This is a genomic window from Planifilum fimeticola, assembly GCF_003001905.1.
In the GTDB taxonomy this organism is placed as follows: Bacteria; Bacillota; Bacilli; order Thermoactinomycetales; family DSM-44946; genus Planifilum; species Planifilum fimeticola.
In genome coordinates this window covers 37,769-53,653 of the sequence record NZ_PVNE01000002.1, presented here as the reverse complement: position 1 = coordinate 53,653, position 15,885 = coordinate 37,769, and the positions used below count along the sequence as shown (strand labels likewise).

Annotated in this window: 15 protein-coding genes and 3 tRNA genes; 2 read left to right on the top strand and 16 right to left on the bottom strand. The window is 59.5% G+C overall.

Features of this window, described 5'->3' with window-relative positions; genetic code table 11:
* Positions 1–6: 6 nt before the first annotated feature.
* Entirely contained in the window at positions 7–699 is a 693-nt protein-coding gene (gene queC / locus CLV97_RS01675; protein WP_106343796.1) for a 7-cyano-7-deazaguanine synthase QueC, read from the top strand.
* Positions 700–831: 132 nt separating this feature from the next.
* A complete protein-coding gene (locus CLV97_RS01670; RefSeq protein WP_170070327.1) occupies positions 832–2,301 on the top strand; it encodes a thioredoxin-like domain-containing protein in 1,470 nt (489 codons plus the stop codon).
* A 294-nt stretch (positions 2,302–2,595) separates the two neighbouring features.
* On the opposite strand, the gene CLV97_RS01665 is transcribed toward CLV97_RS01670, so the two are convergent.
* From CLV97_RS01665 to CLV97_RS01585, 16 genes are all read right to left on the bottom strand, one after another.
* Positions 2,596–2,683 (bottom strand) — tRNA-Leu (locus CLV97_RS01665).
* A gap of 12 nt (positions 2,684–2,695) precedes the next feature.
* Positions 2,696–2,770: transfer RNA gene (locus CLV97_RS01660), tRNA-Gly, on the bottom strand.
* Between the two features lie 7 nt (positions 2,771–2,777).
* Positions 2,778–2,853, bottom strand: a tRNA-Phe gene (locus CLV97_RS01655).
* 162 nt (positions 2,854–3,015) lie between these two features.
* A complete protein-coding gene (dnaI, locus tag CLV97_RS01650) occupies positions 3,016–3,957 on the bottom strand; it encodes a primosomal protein DnaI (RefSeq protein ID WP_106343794.1) in 942 nt (313 codons plus the stop codon).
* Complete coding sequence (locus CLV97_RS01645; RefSeq protein ID WP_106343793.1) at positions 3,954–5,423, bottom strand: DnaD domain protein; 1,470 nt, start codon at positions 5,421–5,423, stop codon at positions 3,954–3,956. Before CLV97_RS01645 ends, dnaI begins: the two co-directional genes overlap by 4 nt.
* Before the next feature lie 274 nt (positions 5,424–5,697).
* Positions 5,698–6,198 (bottom strand): transcriptional regulator NrdR, encoded by a 501-nt coding sequence (gene nrdR, locus CLV97_RS01640; RefSeq protein ID WP_106343792.1) that lies wholly within the window; start codon positions 6,196–6,198, stop codon positions 5,698–5,700.
* 115 nt (positions 6,199–6,313) lie between these two features.
* Entirely contained in the window at positions 6,314–7,351 is a 1,038-nt protein-coding gene (locus CLV97_RS01635) for a glyceraldehyde-3-phosphate dehydrogenase (RefSeq protein WP_106343791.1), read from the bottom strand.
* Between the two features lie 215 nt (positions 7,352–7,566).
* A complete protein-coding gene (locus CLV97_RS01630; protein WP_106343790.1) occupies positions 7,567–8,202 on the bottom strand; it encodes a lytic transglycosylase domain-containing protein in 636 nt (211 codons plus the stop codon).
* Entirely contained in the window at positions 8,160–8,774 is a 615-nt protein-coding gene (gene coaE / locus CLV97_RS01625) for a dephospho-CoA kinase (RefSeq protein ID WP_106343789.1), read from the bottom strand. The genes CLV97_RS01630 and coaE overlap by 43 nt, the downstream gene beginning before the upstream one ends.
* 117 nt (positions 8,775–8,891) lie before the next feature.
* Positions 8,892–9,653, bottom strand: a complete 762-nt coding sequence (locus CLV97_RS01620) for a 2-phosphosulfolactate phosphatase (protein ID WP_170070326.1) — start codon at positions 9,651–9,653, stop codon at positions 8,892–8,894.
* Between the two features lie 588 nt (positions 9,654–10,241).
* On the bottom strand, positions 10,242–10,781 hold the full coding sequence (locus CLV97_RS01610) for an SDR family NAD(P)-dependent oxidoreductase (RefSeq protein ID WP_245891319.1): 540 nt from the start codon (positions 10,779–10,781) through the stop codon (positions 10,242–10,244).
* Positions 10,778–11,977, bottom strand: a complete 1,200-nt coding sequence (locus CLV97_RS01605) for a prenyltransferase/squalene oxidase repeat-containing protein (protein ID WP_106343785.1) — start codon at positions 11,975–11,977, stop codon at positions 10,778–10,780. The genes CLV97_RS01610 and CLV97_RS01605 overlap by 4 nt, the downstream gene beginning before the upstream one ends.
* A gap of 15 nt (positions 11,978–11,992) precedes the next feature.
* On the bottom strand, positions 11,993–12,958 hold the full coding sequence (locus CLV97_RS01600; protein ID WP_245891318.1) for a glycoside hydrolase family 130 protein: 966 nt from the start codon (positions 12,956–12,958) through the stop codon (positions 11,993–11,995).
* Positions 12,959–13,021: 63 nt separating this feature from the next.
* A complete protein-coding gene (locus tag CLV97_RS01595; protein ID WP_106343784.1) occupies positions 13,022–13,972 on the bottom strand; it encodes an ROK family protein in 951 nt (316 codons plus the stop codon).
* A gap of 143 nt (positions 13,973–14,115) precedes the next feature.
* A complete protein-coding gene (locus CLV97_RS01590; RefSeq protein ID WP_106343783.1) occupies positions 14,116–14,946 on the bottom strand; it encodes a carbohydrate ABC transporter permease in 831 nt (276 codons plus the stop codon).
* 21 nt (positions 14,947–14,967) lie between these two features.
* Positions 14,968–15,834, bottom strand: a complete 867-nt coding sequence (locus CLV97_RS01585) for a carbohydrate ABC transporter permease (RefSeq protein WP_106343782.1) — start codon at positions 15,832–15,834, stop codon at positions 14,968–14,970.
* Positions 15,835–15,885 lie beyond the last annotated feature (51 nt).

Genomic DNA, 15,885 nt, shown 5'->3' with positions numbered 1-15,885 from the left:
AAAGCGTTGTCCGACAAAGCGGTCGTGATCCTGAGCGGCGGCCTGGACAGCACGACGTGCATGGCCGTCGCGGCGGACGAGGGGTTCGAGATTTACGCCCTCACCTTCGACTACGGTCAGCGGCACCGGCGGGAGGTGGATTGCGCCCGCCGGGTGGCGGAACACTTTGGCGCCCGCGAACACCGGATCGTGCAACTGGACCTCCTGCAACATATCGGCGGGAGCTCGCTCACCGACTCCCGCATGGAGATTCCCTCCGGGGAAACGGGGGAAGAAATCCCCAACACCTATGTCCCCGGAAGAAACCTGATTTTCTTGTCCCTGGCGGCCTCCTTCGCGGAGGTGGTCGGTGCCCGGGCCATCTTCATCGGTGTCAGCGCCGTCGATTACAGCGGCTATCCCGACTGCCGCCCCGAATTCATCGAAGCGGTGAACCGGGTGCTCCGGGTCGGCACCCGGGCGGGAACCCGGTCGGAACCGATCGAAATCCGGACTCCCCTCATCCGCCTGTCGAAGGCGGAGACGGTCAAGCTGGGGCACCGGCTCGGCGCCCCCTATCATCTGACCACCTCCTGTTACCGGGGCGGGGAGCGGGCCTGCGGGGTATGCGACAGCTGTCGGCTCCGGCTCAAGGGATTCCGCGAAGCGGGAATAATAGACCCGATCCCTTATGAAGAGCGGCCCGCCGACCTTTCATAAAGCTCGGCGAAAACGCCTTTATCGGGGGTTTCGGAGGAGGGTGTGCCGATCCGTTTCGTCGCGATGACAAAGGCGCTTCGCGGTACACCCCCTCTTGGTGTTCAGGCCATCACACCTTGCGAGGTGAAATCGATGAAGGCGCCCGAACTTCCGAAAAATGCCCTCTGGCTCAATACGGACCGCCCCCTGTCCCTCGACATGTTGAATGGGCATGTCGTGCTCCTCGACTTCTGGACCTACTGCTGCATCAATTGCCTGCACGTCCTTCCGGACTTGGCCTACCTGGAAAGAAAGTACCGGAAAGAGCCCTTCCTGGTGATCGGAGTGCACGCGGCCAAATTTGACAACGAACAGGATCCGGAGAACATCCGTCAGGCGATCATCCGCCACGACATCGAGCACCCGGTGGTCATCGACAACGGACACGACATCTGGAACAACTACCTCGTCCGGGCCTGGCCGACCTTTGTCCTGATCGGCGCCGACGGCCGGTTGCTCGCCCGGGGATCGGGGGAAGGGCTCCGGGATGAACTGGACCGTCACATCGCCCAGGCCCTCGACCAAGCCAAAAGGCGCGGAATCCTGGCCAAAGAAAAAATCCAAATTCGCCGCCCGCCCCTGCCGGACAGCACCTTGTCCTTTCCCGGAAAACTGACCATCCATCCGGAAACCGGCCACCTCTTCGTCTCCGACTCCCGCCACCACCGCATCCTGGAGCTGAAGCCCGCAGGCGACCGCGCCGAAGTGCGGCGCATCATCGGTCGCGGAGAGGCGGGAGACCGGGACGGCTCCTTTTCGGAGGCGGCCTTCCGCTTCCCCCAGGGGCTGGAGGCAGTCGGGAACAAGCTATATGTATGCGATACGGACAACCACAAGATCCGCGAGATCGATTTAACGGAACAGACGGTCCGCACCTTGGCGGGAAACGGAAAACAGGCCATGTGGCCGGCGGCGGAGGGGATCGGTTCCTCCATTTCCCTCAACTCCCCCTGGGACCTGGCAGCCTTTGGCAACCGGTTGTACATCGCCATGGCCGGCTCCCATCAGTTGTGGAAGCTGGACCCGGACACCCGCCGGGCCGAGGTCTTTGCCGGCAGCGGAAGGGAAAACCTGATCGACGGACCTCCCCGCATCGCCAATTGCGCCCAGCCCAGCGGGATCGACATCCTGGGGACGAAGCTGGTCTTCGCGGACAGCGAGACCTCCTCCCTTCGCACCTGCCATGCGGAAACCGGCGAAGTCACCACACTGATCGGGCGCGGACTGTTCGATTTCGGACACCGGGACGGTCCCTTCCGGACGGCGTTGCTCCAGCATCCCCTGGGCGTATCCGCGTCCGGAAACACCGTTTACATCGCCGATACCTACAATCACGCCATTCGGAGAGCGGATCTTTCCGCCCGGAGCATTTCCACGGTGATCGCCCGGCCGAAAAAATCCCTCTGCCGGATCGGCGACAAGGATTGCGATCTCCTTCCCCTGAATGAACCGAATGACGTTCTCCTGCATGAAGAAAAACTGTATATCGCCGACACCAACAACCATCTCATCCGCGTCTTCGATCTCCAAACGGAGGAACTAAAGACATTGGAGCTGATATAAAAAACTCCCGCTTTAGCGGGAGTTTCACATTCCACCCATGGGACGCGGTTAAAATGGATTCGCCCCATACTTTTGTGCGTTGTGCCAACCTGTTACCACCTATGAGAGCGACCCTAAGGGGGGCACGGGGCGCGATATTTCCCTTCCGGATACGAGCCGAGTCCATCGCGCGCCGCAACCATTACACTCTCCAGGGTCGCGGCAAATAACTCCGCCTCTTCCATTCCGGCACCTGATGCGTCTTTTCGGCGGCACAAAAAAATCCCCTGTCAGCTGAAACCTCCAGGAGATCGCTGGTGCCGAGGGTCGGACTTGAACCGACACGGTGGAAACCCACCCCGGGATTTTAAGTCCCGTGCGTCTGCCATTCCGCCACCCCGGCGTAAAATGAAAATGGAGCGGAAGACGGGATTCGAACCCGCGACCCCCGCCTTGGCAAGGCGGTGCTCTACCCCTGAGCCACTTCCGCTCGCAGATGGTGGTTCGGGACGGAATCGAACCGCCGACACGAGGATTTTCAGTCCTCTGCTCTACCAACTGAGCTACCGAACCACATTACATTTGACGACGATGTTGATTATACCACGCATCCCTTTCCGGATCAAGGTTTTTTTCGGCGGGATCGCCTTTGACCGCTCGTCCGAGGGACAGTTAATATTTTATCCGCCTCCGTCAGGGAAGTCAAGGGCCCCGTGCGCAAATCCTCCCGATGAATCAGGATCCCCCCTTCATCAGCCGCCGATTGGGGCCTTCCACCAGGTACACGTCCACGTAATGGCGGATCCGTTCCATGATTCGCCGGGCTTTGGCCCGTTCGGTCCCTCCCCGGTGAGAGTGAGCCAGGTGATCTTCCAGCTCCTCCAGATCCAGGTTTGACGTATAAACCACGGGCAATCCCTCGGTCACCCGGTATTGCAAAATCGAACCCAACACCTCATCCCGGGTCCAGGGGGTGAGGGTTTCGGCGCCGATATCGTCCAGAATCAGAACGCTCGCCTTTTTCAACCGGTCCAGCTTCTCGCCCAGGGATCCCTCCTGGATGGAATCGCGCATCTCCCGCATGAAGTCCGGCACGTACACCATCAGGGAATCCACGTTGTGTCGCACCAGTTCCCGGGTCATCGCTCCGGCGATTCGGCTCTTTCCCACGCCGAAGGGGCCGTACAGATAGAGTCCCCGCTCCGGCTTTCCGTCGGCAAAGGCATTGCAGAAGCGAATGGCCGCCCGGATCGCCGCGGTTCTCCCCGCGTCGGGAATGATCGTTTCAAAGGTGGCGGACAGAATGTCGCGCGGGATGTAATGGCTGCGGATCAGTCGGTTCCGCTTCTCCTCCTCCATTCTCGCCTTCAGCTTGTCGCAGGGTTTCATAACCAAATCCACATAACCGCCGGAGTACACGAGTCTTCCCGCATGCCCCCGCACCAGATTGGGACAGTTGTCCAGACCGGGGCATTTGGCGCAATTCTCCTGTTCCTGGACAAACTGGCGCACCCGGGCGAGGGAGCGAACCAACGTCTTCTTGGTTACCTGCGGGTGATCCCGCAAAAACTGAGCGACCGCCGGATGGGACATCCACGACTGAACGCGGGCCTCCATCCCCTTTCGCCCGGGCATCCTTTTCATCCATTCACCCGTGTAGCGATCAATCCGGTTCATGTTGAACCCCTCTTTTCTTTGAACCGTTCACGCATGCGGTTCAATTCTTCCAGGATCTCCGCCTGCACCTTGGGATCCACTTCCGCCTGTTCCGTCTTTCCGCGTCTTTCCGCTTCCATCTGTTTGGCCACCGCCCGCGGCAGCTGTTCCGCGCCCGTTCCCTTTCGGGCGGAGCGATCCTTGGTCTGCCTCCGCTGCTGTTTCTGCTTCTTCCACTCCCAGTTTAGCTCTTTCTGCGCCAGATCGTAAGCCTCTTCAACCGTTTTCACTCCCCGGCGCTTCCAGTGGCCGGCGATTTTCTCCACCAGGGGACGTGGCAGCTTGTAATCGTGCGTGTACATCACGTACTCCAACAGAACATTGATTACGCCGAAAGGCAGTCCGTATTCGCGGACCAGTCGTTCCACCAGATCCATATCGGCGTCGGGGATGCGCATGCCGTTTTGAAAGTGGGACAAAAGTTCCAGGGGGGAGATGGAGGCCAACTCCTTCAGATGTCGCTTCAGGTGATCCTCCTCCTCCGTTGAGGCGGCCGATCCCTTGGCTTGTCCCCCCTTGACGGGAGGCTCCTTGCGCGAATCCGCGCGGGAAAAATCCCGGTTGATCACCACGGGGAGTGCCCCGAAACGGAAGCGATACTCGTTGCAGACGAAATTGCGAAGACGATCCAGATCGATTCGCCCATTGTAAGTCACATAGGGATTTTGCAGCGCCCGCAGGAGATCCCAATCGGTCAACTGGTACAGAAAGCGGATTTCCCTCAGCTGCATCTCCACTTCTTCCGTCCAGGCATCGGGATCGAGGACGGATTCCAACCGCATGCGGATCATGGCCAAATCGTCCTCTTCTGTGAAAAAAGAGGGCGGTTTCCCCTCCCGGGACACCGGTTCCACTCCGGGGTTCCACATCTTCTCGACGGAAGCCGCCGCGCTCACCTCCGCCGGGGAGAAGCTCCCAAACACCTGCTGGAACGACTTGGTCACATTTTTCCCCCTCTGTTCTTTCCGGTAAGCCCCCTCTCCCTCCAGCAACTTCCGCCGGATGGCCAGATACCGCTCTTTCCCCAGCCGGTTGTACAGGGCGATGCTGAGAACGTCGCTCTGGAAAAACTGTTCCGGACAGAGAGGGGGAACGATTTCGTACTCGTAGAGGCGCATCTCTCCCTTGTCCGAACGGTAGGTGTTGACCAGGCCCACTCCCTCCAGCCGGTAGCGGGCTTCCAGCAGGTCCTGCAGAGGCAGGGACAGAAGATTCATCAAATATAGATGGGAATGGACCTCGGAAGCACCCGCCCGGTGCAAGGGAATCTGGTAGGCCAAGGTGAGATACAGACCAATGGCCGCTGTTCCGACAATCGGTTGATACAGGTGCAACAGACTGCTCACATCCGCCGCGTGAATCGGCCGAAGTGTCCGGCTCCACCAGCCGTCGCGCGGCGTGCACTCCTTCCAGATCATCGAAGACATACCCGAAGCCTCCTCAACGTCCCTTTTCGGGTAAAACAGCAACCATCGGAAACCCTCCGGCCGTTCCGCCCTGTGAAAGGATTAAAACGGCCCGGAACCGTGATCATCCGGGCGGGAAACCCTCATCGGCGACGCACCAAAGGGGGATCCCACGGCTTTGAATGGGGTTCATCCGTCCGGGGAAGAATCGTTATCAGAAATCCGATCGCAAGGGGTCCTATTATTGTACCAATCCCCTTCCGGGTTGACAAACCGGGCTTTCTCCCGACGGTCTCTATTCTTTCCATCCATCTTTCTCTTTCACATCCGGAAGCGGCTTCCGGGACCGATTCAACAATTCTTCCAGTTCTTTCACAAACATGTTGATATCCCGGAACTGCCGGTATACGGAAGCAAATCGGACATAGGCCACCTCATCCACTTCCGCCAGCCCCTCCATCACCATCTCACCGATCTCCCGGGACGGCACCTCCGACCGCCCCTGCTCGCGCAGCTGGCGCTCGATCCGATCGACCAGTTGCTCCAACTTGTCCAGGGGCACGGTCCGCTTTTCGCACGCCCGAATCAGCCCGCGCAGCACCTTCTCCCGGCTGAATTCCTCCCGGCTCCCGTCCTTCTTGATCACCATGAGGGGCTTCACTTCCACCGTCTCAAAGGTGGTAAAGCGCCGTTCACAGCTTTCGCATTCGCGGCGTCGCCGTATCGATTTTCCTTCGTTGGCCGGGCGGGAATCCAGCACCCGGCTTCCCATCGATCCGCAATAGGGACATCTCATCCAACCATCCCTCCTTCATACTCATTGTATCCTCTTTCAGGGGTGCGCTGAAAACAAAAAAGTTCCCGCCCTTCAAGGCGACGGGAACTTGTCTCATAAACCTCCAAAATCCTGTTTACAATGCCACTTCCTGCTTGGTCCGCCCGGCCTCCTGCAGCCGGCCGATCAGTTTTACCAGATCGACCACGCGGCAGGAATATCCCCACTCGTTGTCATACCAAGCCAGGACCTTGACTTGCCGCTCCCCGGTCACCATGGTGGAGGGAGCGTCAACGATGGCGGAGTGTTCATTTCCGTTAAAGTCGGAGGAGACGAGCGGGGCGTCGCAATACTGGAGAATGCCCTTCATATGCGTTTCCGCCGCTCGCTTGAGGGCTTGGTTCACCTCTTCCGCCGACACCGGCACCGTCAGATCCGCCACCAGATCGACAACGGAAACATTGGGAGTGGGAACGCGCAAAGCGAGTCCGTTCAACCGCCCGGCCAACTCCGGCAACACCTTGCCGATCGCCTGGGCCGCACCCGTTTTGGTCGGAATGATCGATTGGGCGCACGCCCGGGCCCGGCGGAGATCCTTGTGGGGATTGTCCAGGTTTTTCTGGTCGTTGGTGTAAGAATGAACCGTCGTCATCAGTCCGTGTTCCACCCCGAAGGCCTCGTGCAGCACCTTGACCACGGGAGCGAGGCAATTGGTGGTGCAGGAGGCGTTGGAGAGAATGCGGTGCTTCTCCGGATCGTATGCGCTTTCATTGACTCCCATGACGATGGTGACATCCTCGTCCTTGCCGGGGGCCGTGATGACCACCTTCTTTGCACCGGCCTCCAGATGCTTCCCGGCCCCTTCCCGGTCCCGGAACTTCCCGGTGGCCTCCACCACCACGTCGACGTCCAAATCGCCCCAGGGAAGGCGGGAGGGATCCCGGTCGGAAAGCAGTTTCACCCTTTGGCCATTGACGGTGAATCCGTCCTCCTCCGCCACCACTTCTCCCTCGAACACCCCGTGTACCGTGTCATATTTGATCAGGTGGGCCAACGTCTCCGGTGGATAGCTGGCATTCACGGCAACCACCCGCATATCGTTCTCTCGCATCGCTCTGCGGAAAACCATTCGCCCGATTCGTCCAAATCCGTTGATGGCAACTCGAAGTGGCATGATTTTCCCCTTCCTCAATCAAAGTGAACATCAAAATACCCTCTTCTCATTATAAACAGTATGTCACATATTGCAATGCGACGACAAAATTTGCCTCACCGGGACAAAAACCGTCCCGTTGGACAAAAAAAGGGACGCATCCCTTCGCCTTCATTTTGATTGGCAAAAGGTACCTGCGCCCCCTGTTTTGGGGATTTCTTCGTTTTATCGAGACGCTACTGCGGCAGGGTGTAGGTCTCCTTGCTCTCGATCAGATGGCCGTAGAGGGTTCGGTACTTTTCATAGAAAAAGGTGACTCGGCGGATGTAGTGGCGCGTTTCCCCGTAAGGCACACCATTCAGATTCCGGCGGGTCCCGTCCCACCTTCCCTCCTTCAGCCATCGCTTTACATTGCCCGGTCCGGCATTGTAAGCGGCGATCGCCGCGATTTTGTTGCCTTCAAATTCCCGGACCAGACCGGATATGTACCAACTGCCCATATGTATGTTGACCGACGGTTCATACACCAAGTCGTAAAAGGCCGGGGAAAACTTGCCCTCCGAAATCACCCAGTCCACCGTTTCGGGCATCAGCTGCATCAATCCCTGGGCGCCCTTCGGTGACCGCTTTTGGGGATCAAACTTGCTCTCCACTCGGATGATGGCCATCACCAAAAACGGATCGGCACCAGTGGCTTCGGCGCTGTAAAGGATGTGCTCCTCAAATCTGAGGGGGTACATCCACTGGTTAAACAGCGGGGAAACCACCGACAAAAACAACAGCAAAAGGAGAAGAGCCAGGGCCATTCTCCGCTTTGACGGCAGGGCCATCACTGCGGGCTGGATCCATTTTCTGAGGTCAGGCATCGCCATAGATGATCAACCTGTCTTTCCGTTTCCTCCAGTGAGCCGGAATTGTCGATGAGGCAGTCCGCCATCCGCTTTTTCTCCTCGATCGGCATCTGGGCCCGGACCATGCGGAGCGCTTCCTCCTCCCCGATCCCCTCCCGCTCCATCAATCGGCGGATTTGAACCGATTCCGGGACATACACCACGATCACTTTTTCCACCCAATCGGTCAGTCTGCTCTCATAGAGAAGGGGAATGTCAAACACGATGACCCTTCCCGGGCGCTCCCGTTCCAGGAATTTTGCCTGCTCCAGCATTCTCTCCCGGATCAGGGGATGCAGAATTCCGTTCAAATCCCTGCGGGCCTGGGGATCGCGGAAAACCACATCCCGAAGGGCCTTCCGGTCGAGATAACCGTCAGGTCGAAGGATCCGATCGCCGAAGCGCTCCCGGATCCGCCTCCATCCCGGCGTATGGGGCTCCACCACCTCCCGGGCCACTTGATCGGCGTCGACGATCGCCGCTCCTCGAGTTTGCAGCATCCGGGAAACGGTGCTTTTGCCCGTCGCTATTCCACCGGTCAATCCGATGCGCATCCCGATCGCTCCCCTCCTTCCCTCTTGCCCGATATATGAGAAATCATAACACGGTTTCGGGAACAAAATCCAATTCCATTCCCGAAAAAATGAGGACGAAACGTCTCGCACCCCCGTTCACCGGCGCTTTTCCGCCTCCCGCCGCTCCCCGCTCCCGGCCATGGCCACCAATTGCCCATCCCGGAAGACGATCAGGGTGTCGCTGGCGCCCACTTCTCCGGCATAGCGAAGGGCGCGGATTTCCCCCTCCCGCTCAAACCACCGGCCGATCCGCCCCGTCTCCAGGATACGGGGAACCTCCTCCCGCACGCGACTCCCCCAATCCCGCAAAAGGACGGCCGCGTCATCCAGGTCCCATCCGGACAGATCCATCTCCGTCAGGATGATTGCCGCACACAAGACATCCTCCAGGGAAACCCTTCCCAGGGAACCGGCACAGATCAGACGGACCGTGTCCGTCGTCACCTCCTGCAGATATCGGGCCACCGCCGGAGCGTTGCGAATGCAGGCGATCAGCAGCTCATCGGCGGTTCGGGCGCGGTGGATGGCCCGGGTTCCGTTGGAAGTGAGGTATACCACATCCTTTCCCTTCACCTTCTCCGGAGGGTACTCATCGGGAAAGGGGCCGCAGTGAAATCCCTCGATCCGAAATCCCCCTTCTTCTCCTCCGGTCAACAGATGGCGGGCATCCAGCTCCTCCGCAAGCCGGCGGGCCTCCTCCAGACTGCCGGTGGGAAACACCCTGCGGGGTCCCCCTTCGATGATCTTTAGCAGCGTCGTGGTCGCCAGACAAACATCCATGACGACGGCGGTCGATCCCTTGAGGGCCGTCTCCTCAATCTCTTCCTTTTTCATCCATATGCGGATCTTTTTCGGCAACGAACTCATCTCCCGTTGAAGGATTTCCCGTCTACCCTCTCTTTCCCTTGGAGGGACAAGACAAAAACGTCTTCCTTTCGGGCTCCCGCACAAAAGGGTGCAACCCGGACATCAAGGTTGCACCCCTCGAGGAACCCCCGACCGAGAATTTTTTTATGAGAATGTCGCTCCCTTTTGCTCCCCACCCTTTTGTTCATCCTGATCGGGACTTCCGGGACCGCGTCCGCCGCATAAGGGTTTGATCACCGGCTTTCACCTCCTTTCAAGGCGATGAAACGGGGACCTGCTTTCGTTTGCGCCTCGTGTCCCGGCGGTATCCCCCGATCCGGCGGCTCTCCGTCAATCCGTAGAATGTATATGCGGAACGTCCATAAAAATCCCCGGGCATTTCCCGGAGGGAGGACGCTATCCCCATCGGATCCCGGCGTACCGGGCGACGGAAGGCCGGATTCCTCCTGCATCCGGGAGACGGACCGGCTCCTTCATCCAGGTTCCGATGATGGAAATCCCCGCGCATCCCATGGACCACATCGGGAGGAGATCCGTTTGGCCGAGAAGTCACACCGTCGGTTTGTGTGCGATTTCCCCTCACCGCTTGAAGGAGGCTGCTCCGTCGTCCACGAACAGGACGGAACCGTTCACAAAGGAGGCGTCGTCGCTGGCCAGAAACGCCACCGCTTTGGCAACCTCTTCGGGCTTTGCCACCCGGCCCCGCATTTGCGCCTTTTCCACCGTCCGCCACAGGTCGGGACGCTGTTTCCACGGGGCGACGATCTCCGTGTCCACCAGCCCCGGCGCGACGGCCACCACGCGGATATTGTACCGGGCCAGCTCCAAGGCCGCCGCCTTGGTCATCATCACCACGGCTCCCTTGCTGGCGTGATAGGGAAAATGCCTCCGATCCGCAAAAAACCCGTACACGGAAGCGGTGTTGATGATGACGCCCCCCTTCTCCTTCATGGCATTGCCCGCCTCCTTGATCCCGTAAAAAACCCCGTGCTGGTTGACGGCAACGGTCCGGTGGTACTCCTTCGGAGGCATGTCCAGGACGGAAACGGGCGGATTGCCGATCCCGGCATTGTTGAACATGATGTCCAACCTTCCGAAGGAGCGGAGCGTCTCCTTCACCAGCCCCTCCACGCTTTCATAATCGGAGGTGTCCGCATGGATGAAGCGGGCCCGGTTTGGAAATCGTACATCACCGCGTCGGCGTCGTTGTTTCCGAAAAACCATGAAGCGGCCAATCCCGCCATCCGACGGTATTTGGCATCTCCCGTAGCCTCTCCCACGGCGATCAGCCCTTGAACCATCCGGTTGGCCCCGTAGGCGATTTGCTCGTAGTAAGAGGGAGTGGGGGCCATCTCCTTGATCATCCCGGATGTGAGCAGATGAGCGTAAATCCCCTCCGCCGCTTTCCGGGCGGATTCAATGTAGTCCCTGCGGTTCAGCACCTTTCCCGCCCTCGCCAACGCCATCGGCTGGGAGCTTCCCCAGGTGTGCCAGAGCTGGACGGAACCGCTCCAGTCCATGTGAGCCCGGTAGGGGTATTCGGAAAAGGTCCCCAACTGATACCGGGACAATCCATCCCCCAGCTTCACCATGGAGTCCGCGATTTCGGGCAGAGGCTCCGCCCGGTAAAACTCCGTCAGCCCCAGCAGGGCGTTGGAAAAGGCGTCAAATTCGTCGATCCAGGCGGGAACTTTTTGACCGTGGATCCGTCGGTATTTTCCGTAATCCGGGCCGATCTTCCGCTGCAGGGCCTCGTTGGCCAGCAGGAACCGCTCCCTGAGCTCCGCGGCATAGGCGGGATCTTCCTTGCGGAACACCCGGTAACCGTTCCCCAAAGCCCACATGGCGCGAGAGGCCCACCAGCTCATGGATTTGCGGCTGGTCGGTCCGTCCCGGTTGATGGAATAATCCTCCCGGACGAAATTATAGAATTCTCCGTCCTCGGCCTGCATGTGCAGGACAAAATTGAGAGCCTTCCGCGCCCTCTCCAGACTCTTCCGGTCTCCGGTACGCTCATAATCCGTGAGATACACCACCGCCGCCCGGGCCGTGTCATCGACACAGCCGATCCCTTCCTCGCCGGCATCCACCCATCCGTAATCCGGGTACTCCGAGTAGATCCGGGTCACCGCCATCTCCCGACCTCCCAGGGTCACCTCATCCTGCAGATGATTGAGGTGGTCCAGGTTGATCATCCTGCGGTAAAGGGATTCGCGTTCCGCATTCCCGGACGGCTTTGCGGCGGCCGGAAAAACGGAACCGACCGCCAACAGCACACCGGCCACCGCACCGGCGACAAGCCTTCTCAGGGACAAGTCCCTTCACCCCCTCTACGGACGGTAAATGGCCACACCGATGTGGGAGTCCGCCATTCCGTAGTACAGATACCAGGCGCCCCGGAACTCCACCAGCCCCTCCAGAAAGACGACGTTGTCCACCTGGCCTTCCGTCTCGGCCAGGGATTCCGGGGCGAAAAAGCTGGATTCCGTCCGCCGGATCACCTGTGCCGGATTTTCCCGGGAGAACAGCACCTGCCCCGCCTCATAGCGGACGGGAAAGGCGTGGATGTTCCCGGTTCCGCTCCTTCCGCTCTCGCCCAGTTTCCGGGCTCCATTGTAAATCAGGAGAATCCCTTCATCCGTCAGGAGGGGCTGGGGACCCGGTTCCACCAGCAAACTGTCGAAGTCGGCGGGATTTTCACGGGGTCTGAGAACCGGCTCCTCCACGGGCTCCCAATGGATCGCGTCGTCGGAAAAGGCGATCCAGATGCAGCTGTCCCCGAAATACATGACGTATTTGCCGTTGATCTTCTCCGGAAGAATCGCTCCGGATTTGGACCATTCCCGGGCCTGGTCCCCTTCCCATCCCGGGAACACGATCCCGTGCTTTTCCCAGTTGACCAAATCCTTGGATGTGGCCAGGCACATCCGGGCGTTTTTTCCGTCATAGGCCGTATAGGTCATATAATAGGTGTCCCCGATCTGGGTCACCCGGGGATCTTCGCACCCGCCGTCCGCCTCATAGGGCTCCGTCGGAATCAGAACCGGTTCGGGATGGCGTTCAAAGCGGATCCCGTCTTCGCTCACCGCCAGACCGATGCGGGAAGTCCCGTTCCACTTCCCCATCCCGGTGCGATCCTCCGCCCGGTACAACAGGTGCACCTTGCCATCCTTCACAACAGCGGCCGGATTGAACACATCCTTGGATTCCCATCCCTCTCCCCGAGGGGACAAAATCGGGTTGGATTCATGCTTCACAAATGATCCGAAAGGAAAAAGAATCGATGATTTCGACACCTGCAATCACTCCTCAATTTTCCCAGGTTTCAGTCTGATCGGGCCAAATCGGAAGATGGCGGTTCACTCCGACCGCTTCGCCCATAACGCGGCGGCTCCGATCACTCCGGCATCCTCTCCCAGTTTCGCCGGAAGGAGCTCAAAGGTTCCCGCAAAGGACGGCATCAGGCAGGCTCGGACCCTTTCCCGGAGGGAAGGGAACAGCACGTCCCCGGCGCTGGCCACCCCGCCCCCGATCACGATGGCCCGGGGATTGAATAGGTGGATGATGTTGGAAATTCCGATGGCGAGATAGCGGACCGTTTCGCTGATGATCCTCGATGCGTCCTCGTCGCCTTCCCGGCATGCGGCGAAAACGTGTTCCGCGCGGGGGGCGCTCCCGCCGCTCAATTCCCTGATCCGACGGTTTCCCTTCCGCACCACCTCCGCCCCCGCCCGGGCGATCGCCGTCCCCGACGCCATCGCCTCGAGACACCCCCTTCGTCCGCAACCGCAGGGGGCTCCCCCGGGATCCACGATCGTATGGCCGATCTCTCCGGCGTAAGTGTCGGCTCCCCGATACAGGCGCCCGTCCAAAACCATTCCGCCGCCGATGCCGGTGCTCACCGTGATGTAGATCATCGGATCCGCCCCCCGGCCCGCTCCCATCAGATATTCTCCCCAGGCGGCGGCGTTGGCGTCGTTTTCCACCCGGACAGGCACGCCGAAGCGCTCCTCCAGCCGATCTTTCAGAGGAACCCGGTCCCAGCCGGGCAGGTTGGGCGGGGAGAGAACCACCCCGGTGCGGGCATTCAAAGGCCCCGGGCAAGCAATGCCGATCCCCTCCACGCTTTCTTCCCCCATCACTTGCTCAATCCCCTGGCAAATCCGTTCGATCACGCTGGCGGGCCCTTCGGCGGCTCGGGTATCCGTCCGAAACCGCCGGCTCAGGGAGCCGTCGGGCTCCACCCGGGCGGCGGCGATTTTGGTGCCACCCACATCCACGCCGATGCATCGGCCCATCACAAACGACATGGCATCCAACCTCCCGACTCGTCTGCAATCCTTGATTCAACCTCGTGATACGATGTCTCTCATCCCCGGGGTGCCGGAGGGGAACCGCTCCCCTCCGATGAAGAAGATCGCCCTTTGGATCGAAATCCGGGACCGCTTCGGGTTCAGCCCTTCATCCCGGTGTTGCTGATGCTTTCGATAAAATACCGCTGGAAGAAGAGATAAAGGAGTACGACGGGAAGGGCGAGAATGGTGGTCACTGCCATAATACTCCCCCACTGCCCTCCTTGACCCTCCAGCCCGAACAGGGTGGCCGCCTGGGCCAGGGGCATCATCTCCTGGTCCCGGGTCACCAAAAGGGGCCACAACAGGTCGTTCCACGGTCCCATAAAGGTGAGGATCGCCACCGTAATCATCGCCGGTCTGGACAGGGGCAGCATGACCCGGAACAGGATCTGCAATTCCCCGGCTCCGTCAATCCGGGCCGCATCGATCAGCTCCTGGGGAACGGTACGGAAGAACTGCCGGAAAATGAAGATGCCCAGGGCATTGACGGAGACCGGAAAAATCAGTCCGGCGTAGGAGTTCATCCATCCCAGCTTGACCACGATTACATACAGGGGAATCATCAGCAGCTGAAAAGGGATCATCATCGTCAGGAGGACGACGGAGAACAGCGCGTCCCTTCCCCAAAACTTGAGCCGGGCCAAGGCATAGCCGGCCATCGAGGTCACCACGAGGGTGATCAGGGTGACGCCGCCGGCGAAGAGAAAACTGTTGAACAGCGACCTTCCCACCGGGATCCGGTCCAGCATGTAAGTGTAACTTTGAAACGTGATCTCCGAAGGAATCAAATTGAGGTCAAACACTTCCCGGGGCGTTTTAATCGAGGCCAACACCATCCAGTAGAAGGGAAAGATGAAAAGGACGGCACCGGCCAGCAGCACCAGGTAGAAAAGCCCCGTTTTCAACCACCTTCCAGGTCCGGCGTTCATCTCGATCTCCTCCCTCCTCGATCAATAGTAGGCATCCCGCTCCAGGATCTTCTTCTGCAAGAGGGACACGGTAAGGATGATCAGGGCCAGCGCCAGCCCGACGGTCGCGGCATACCCCATGTCCAGGCTTTGAAAGGCGTTTTTGTAGATGTACATCACCACGGACAGGGAACTGTTGGCCGGTCCGCCTCCGGTCATAATGAAGGGTTCGGTGAACAGCTGAAACCCGTTGATCGTAGACATGACCAGCACCAACAGCATCGCCGGATTCAACATGGGCAAGGTGATCCGGAAGAAGGTCTGAACCGGTCCCGACCCGTCGATCCGCGCCGCCTCGTACAGGGTTTTCGGGATGCTCTGCAGGCCGGCCAGAAAAATCACCACATAATACCCGAGGTTTTTCCAGGCGGCCACCCAGGCGAGGGAAGGAATGGACCAGGTTTCGCTGGTCAGCCAGGGTATGGGGCCGATTCCGAACCACCCCAGCACTTCGTTGATGATCCCGTCGTCCGTCGACAGCATCCACGACCAGAGAAAGGAGATCACGACCCCGGAGGTAACCACCGGGAGAAAGTAGGCCGCCCGGAAAAATCCCCTTCCCTTGATCGGCTGGTTCAGGGCGACGGCCAGCAGCAGGGCGATGACGATCTGTAGCGGGATGTTGATCAGAATGAAGCGGAAGGTGTTCCACAGGGCCTTGTAGAACAGTTCATCCCCGATCAGTCGACGGTAATTTTCCAACCCGACGAAGGGAATCTCCGGCGACACGATGTTCCAATCGTGAAAGGTGAGCCAGACGGAAAAGAAAATGGGATAGATCAAAAACACCGACAAAAACAACAGATAGGGCGCGATCAGAAGATAGGCGGATCGGACGCTCCGTTTCAACCGTTGTCACCTCCCGGCAAGTCTCCGGGGAGGGATTTCCCTCCCCGGGAC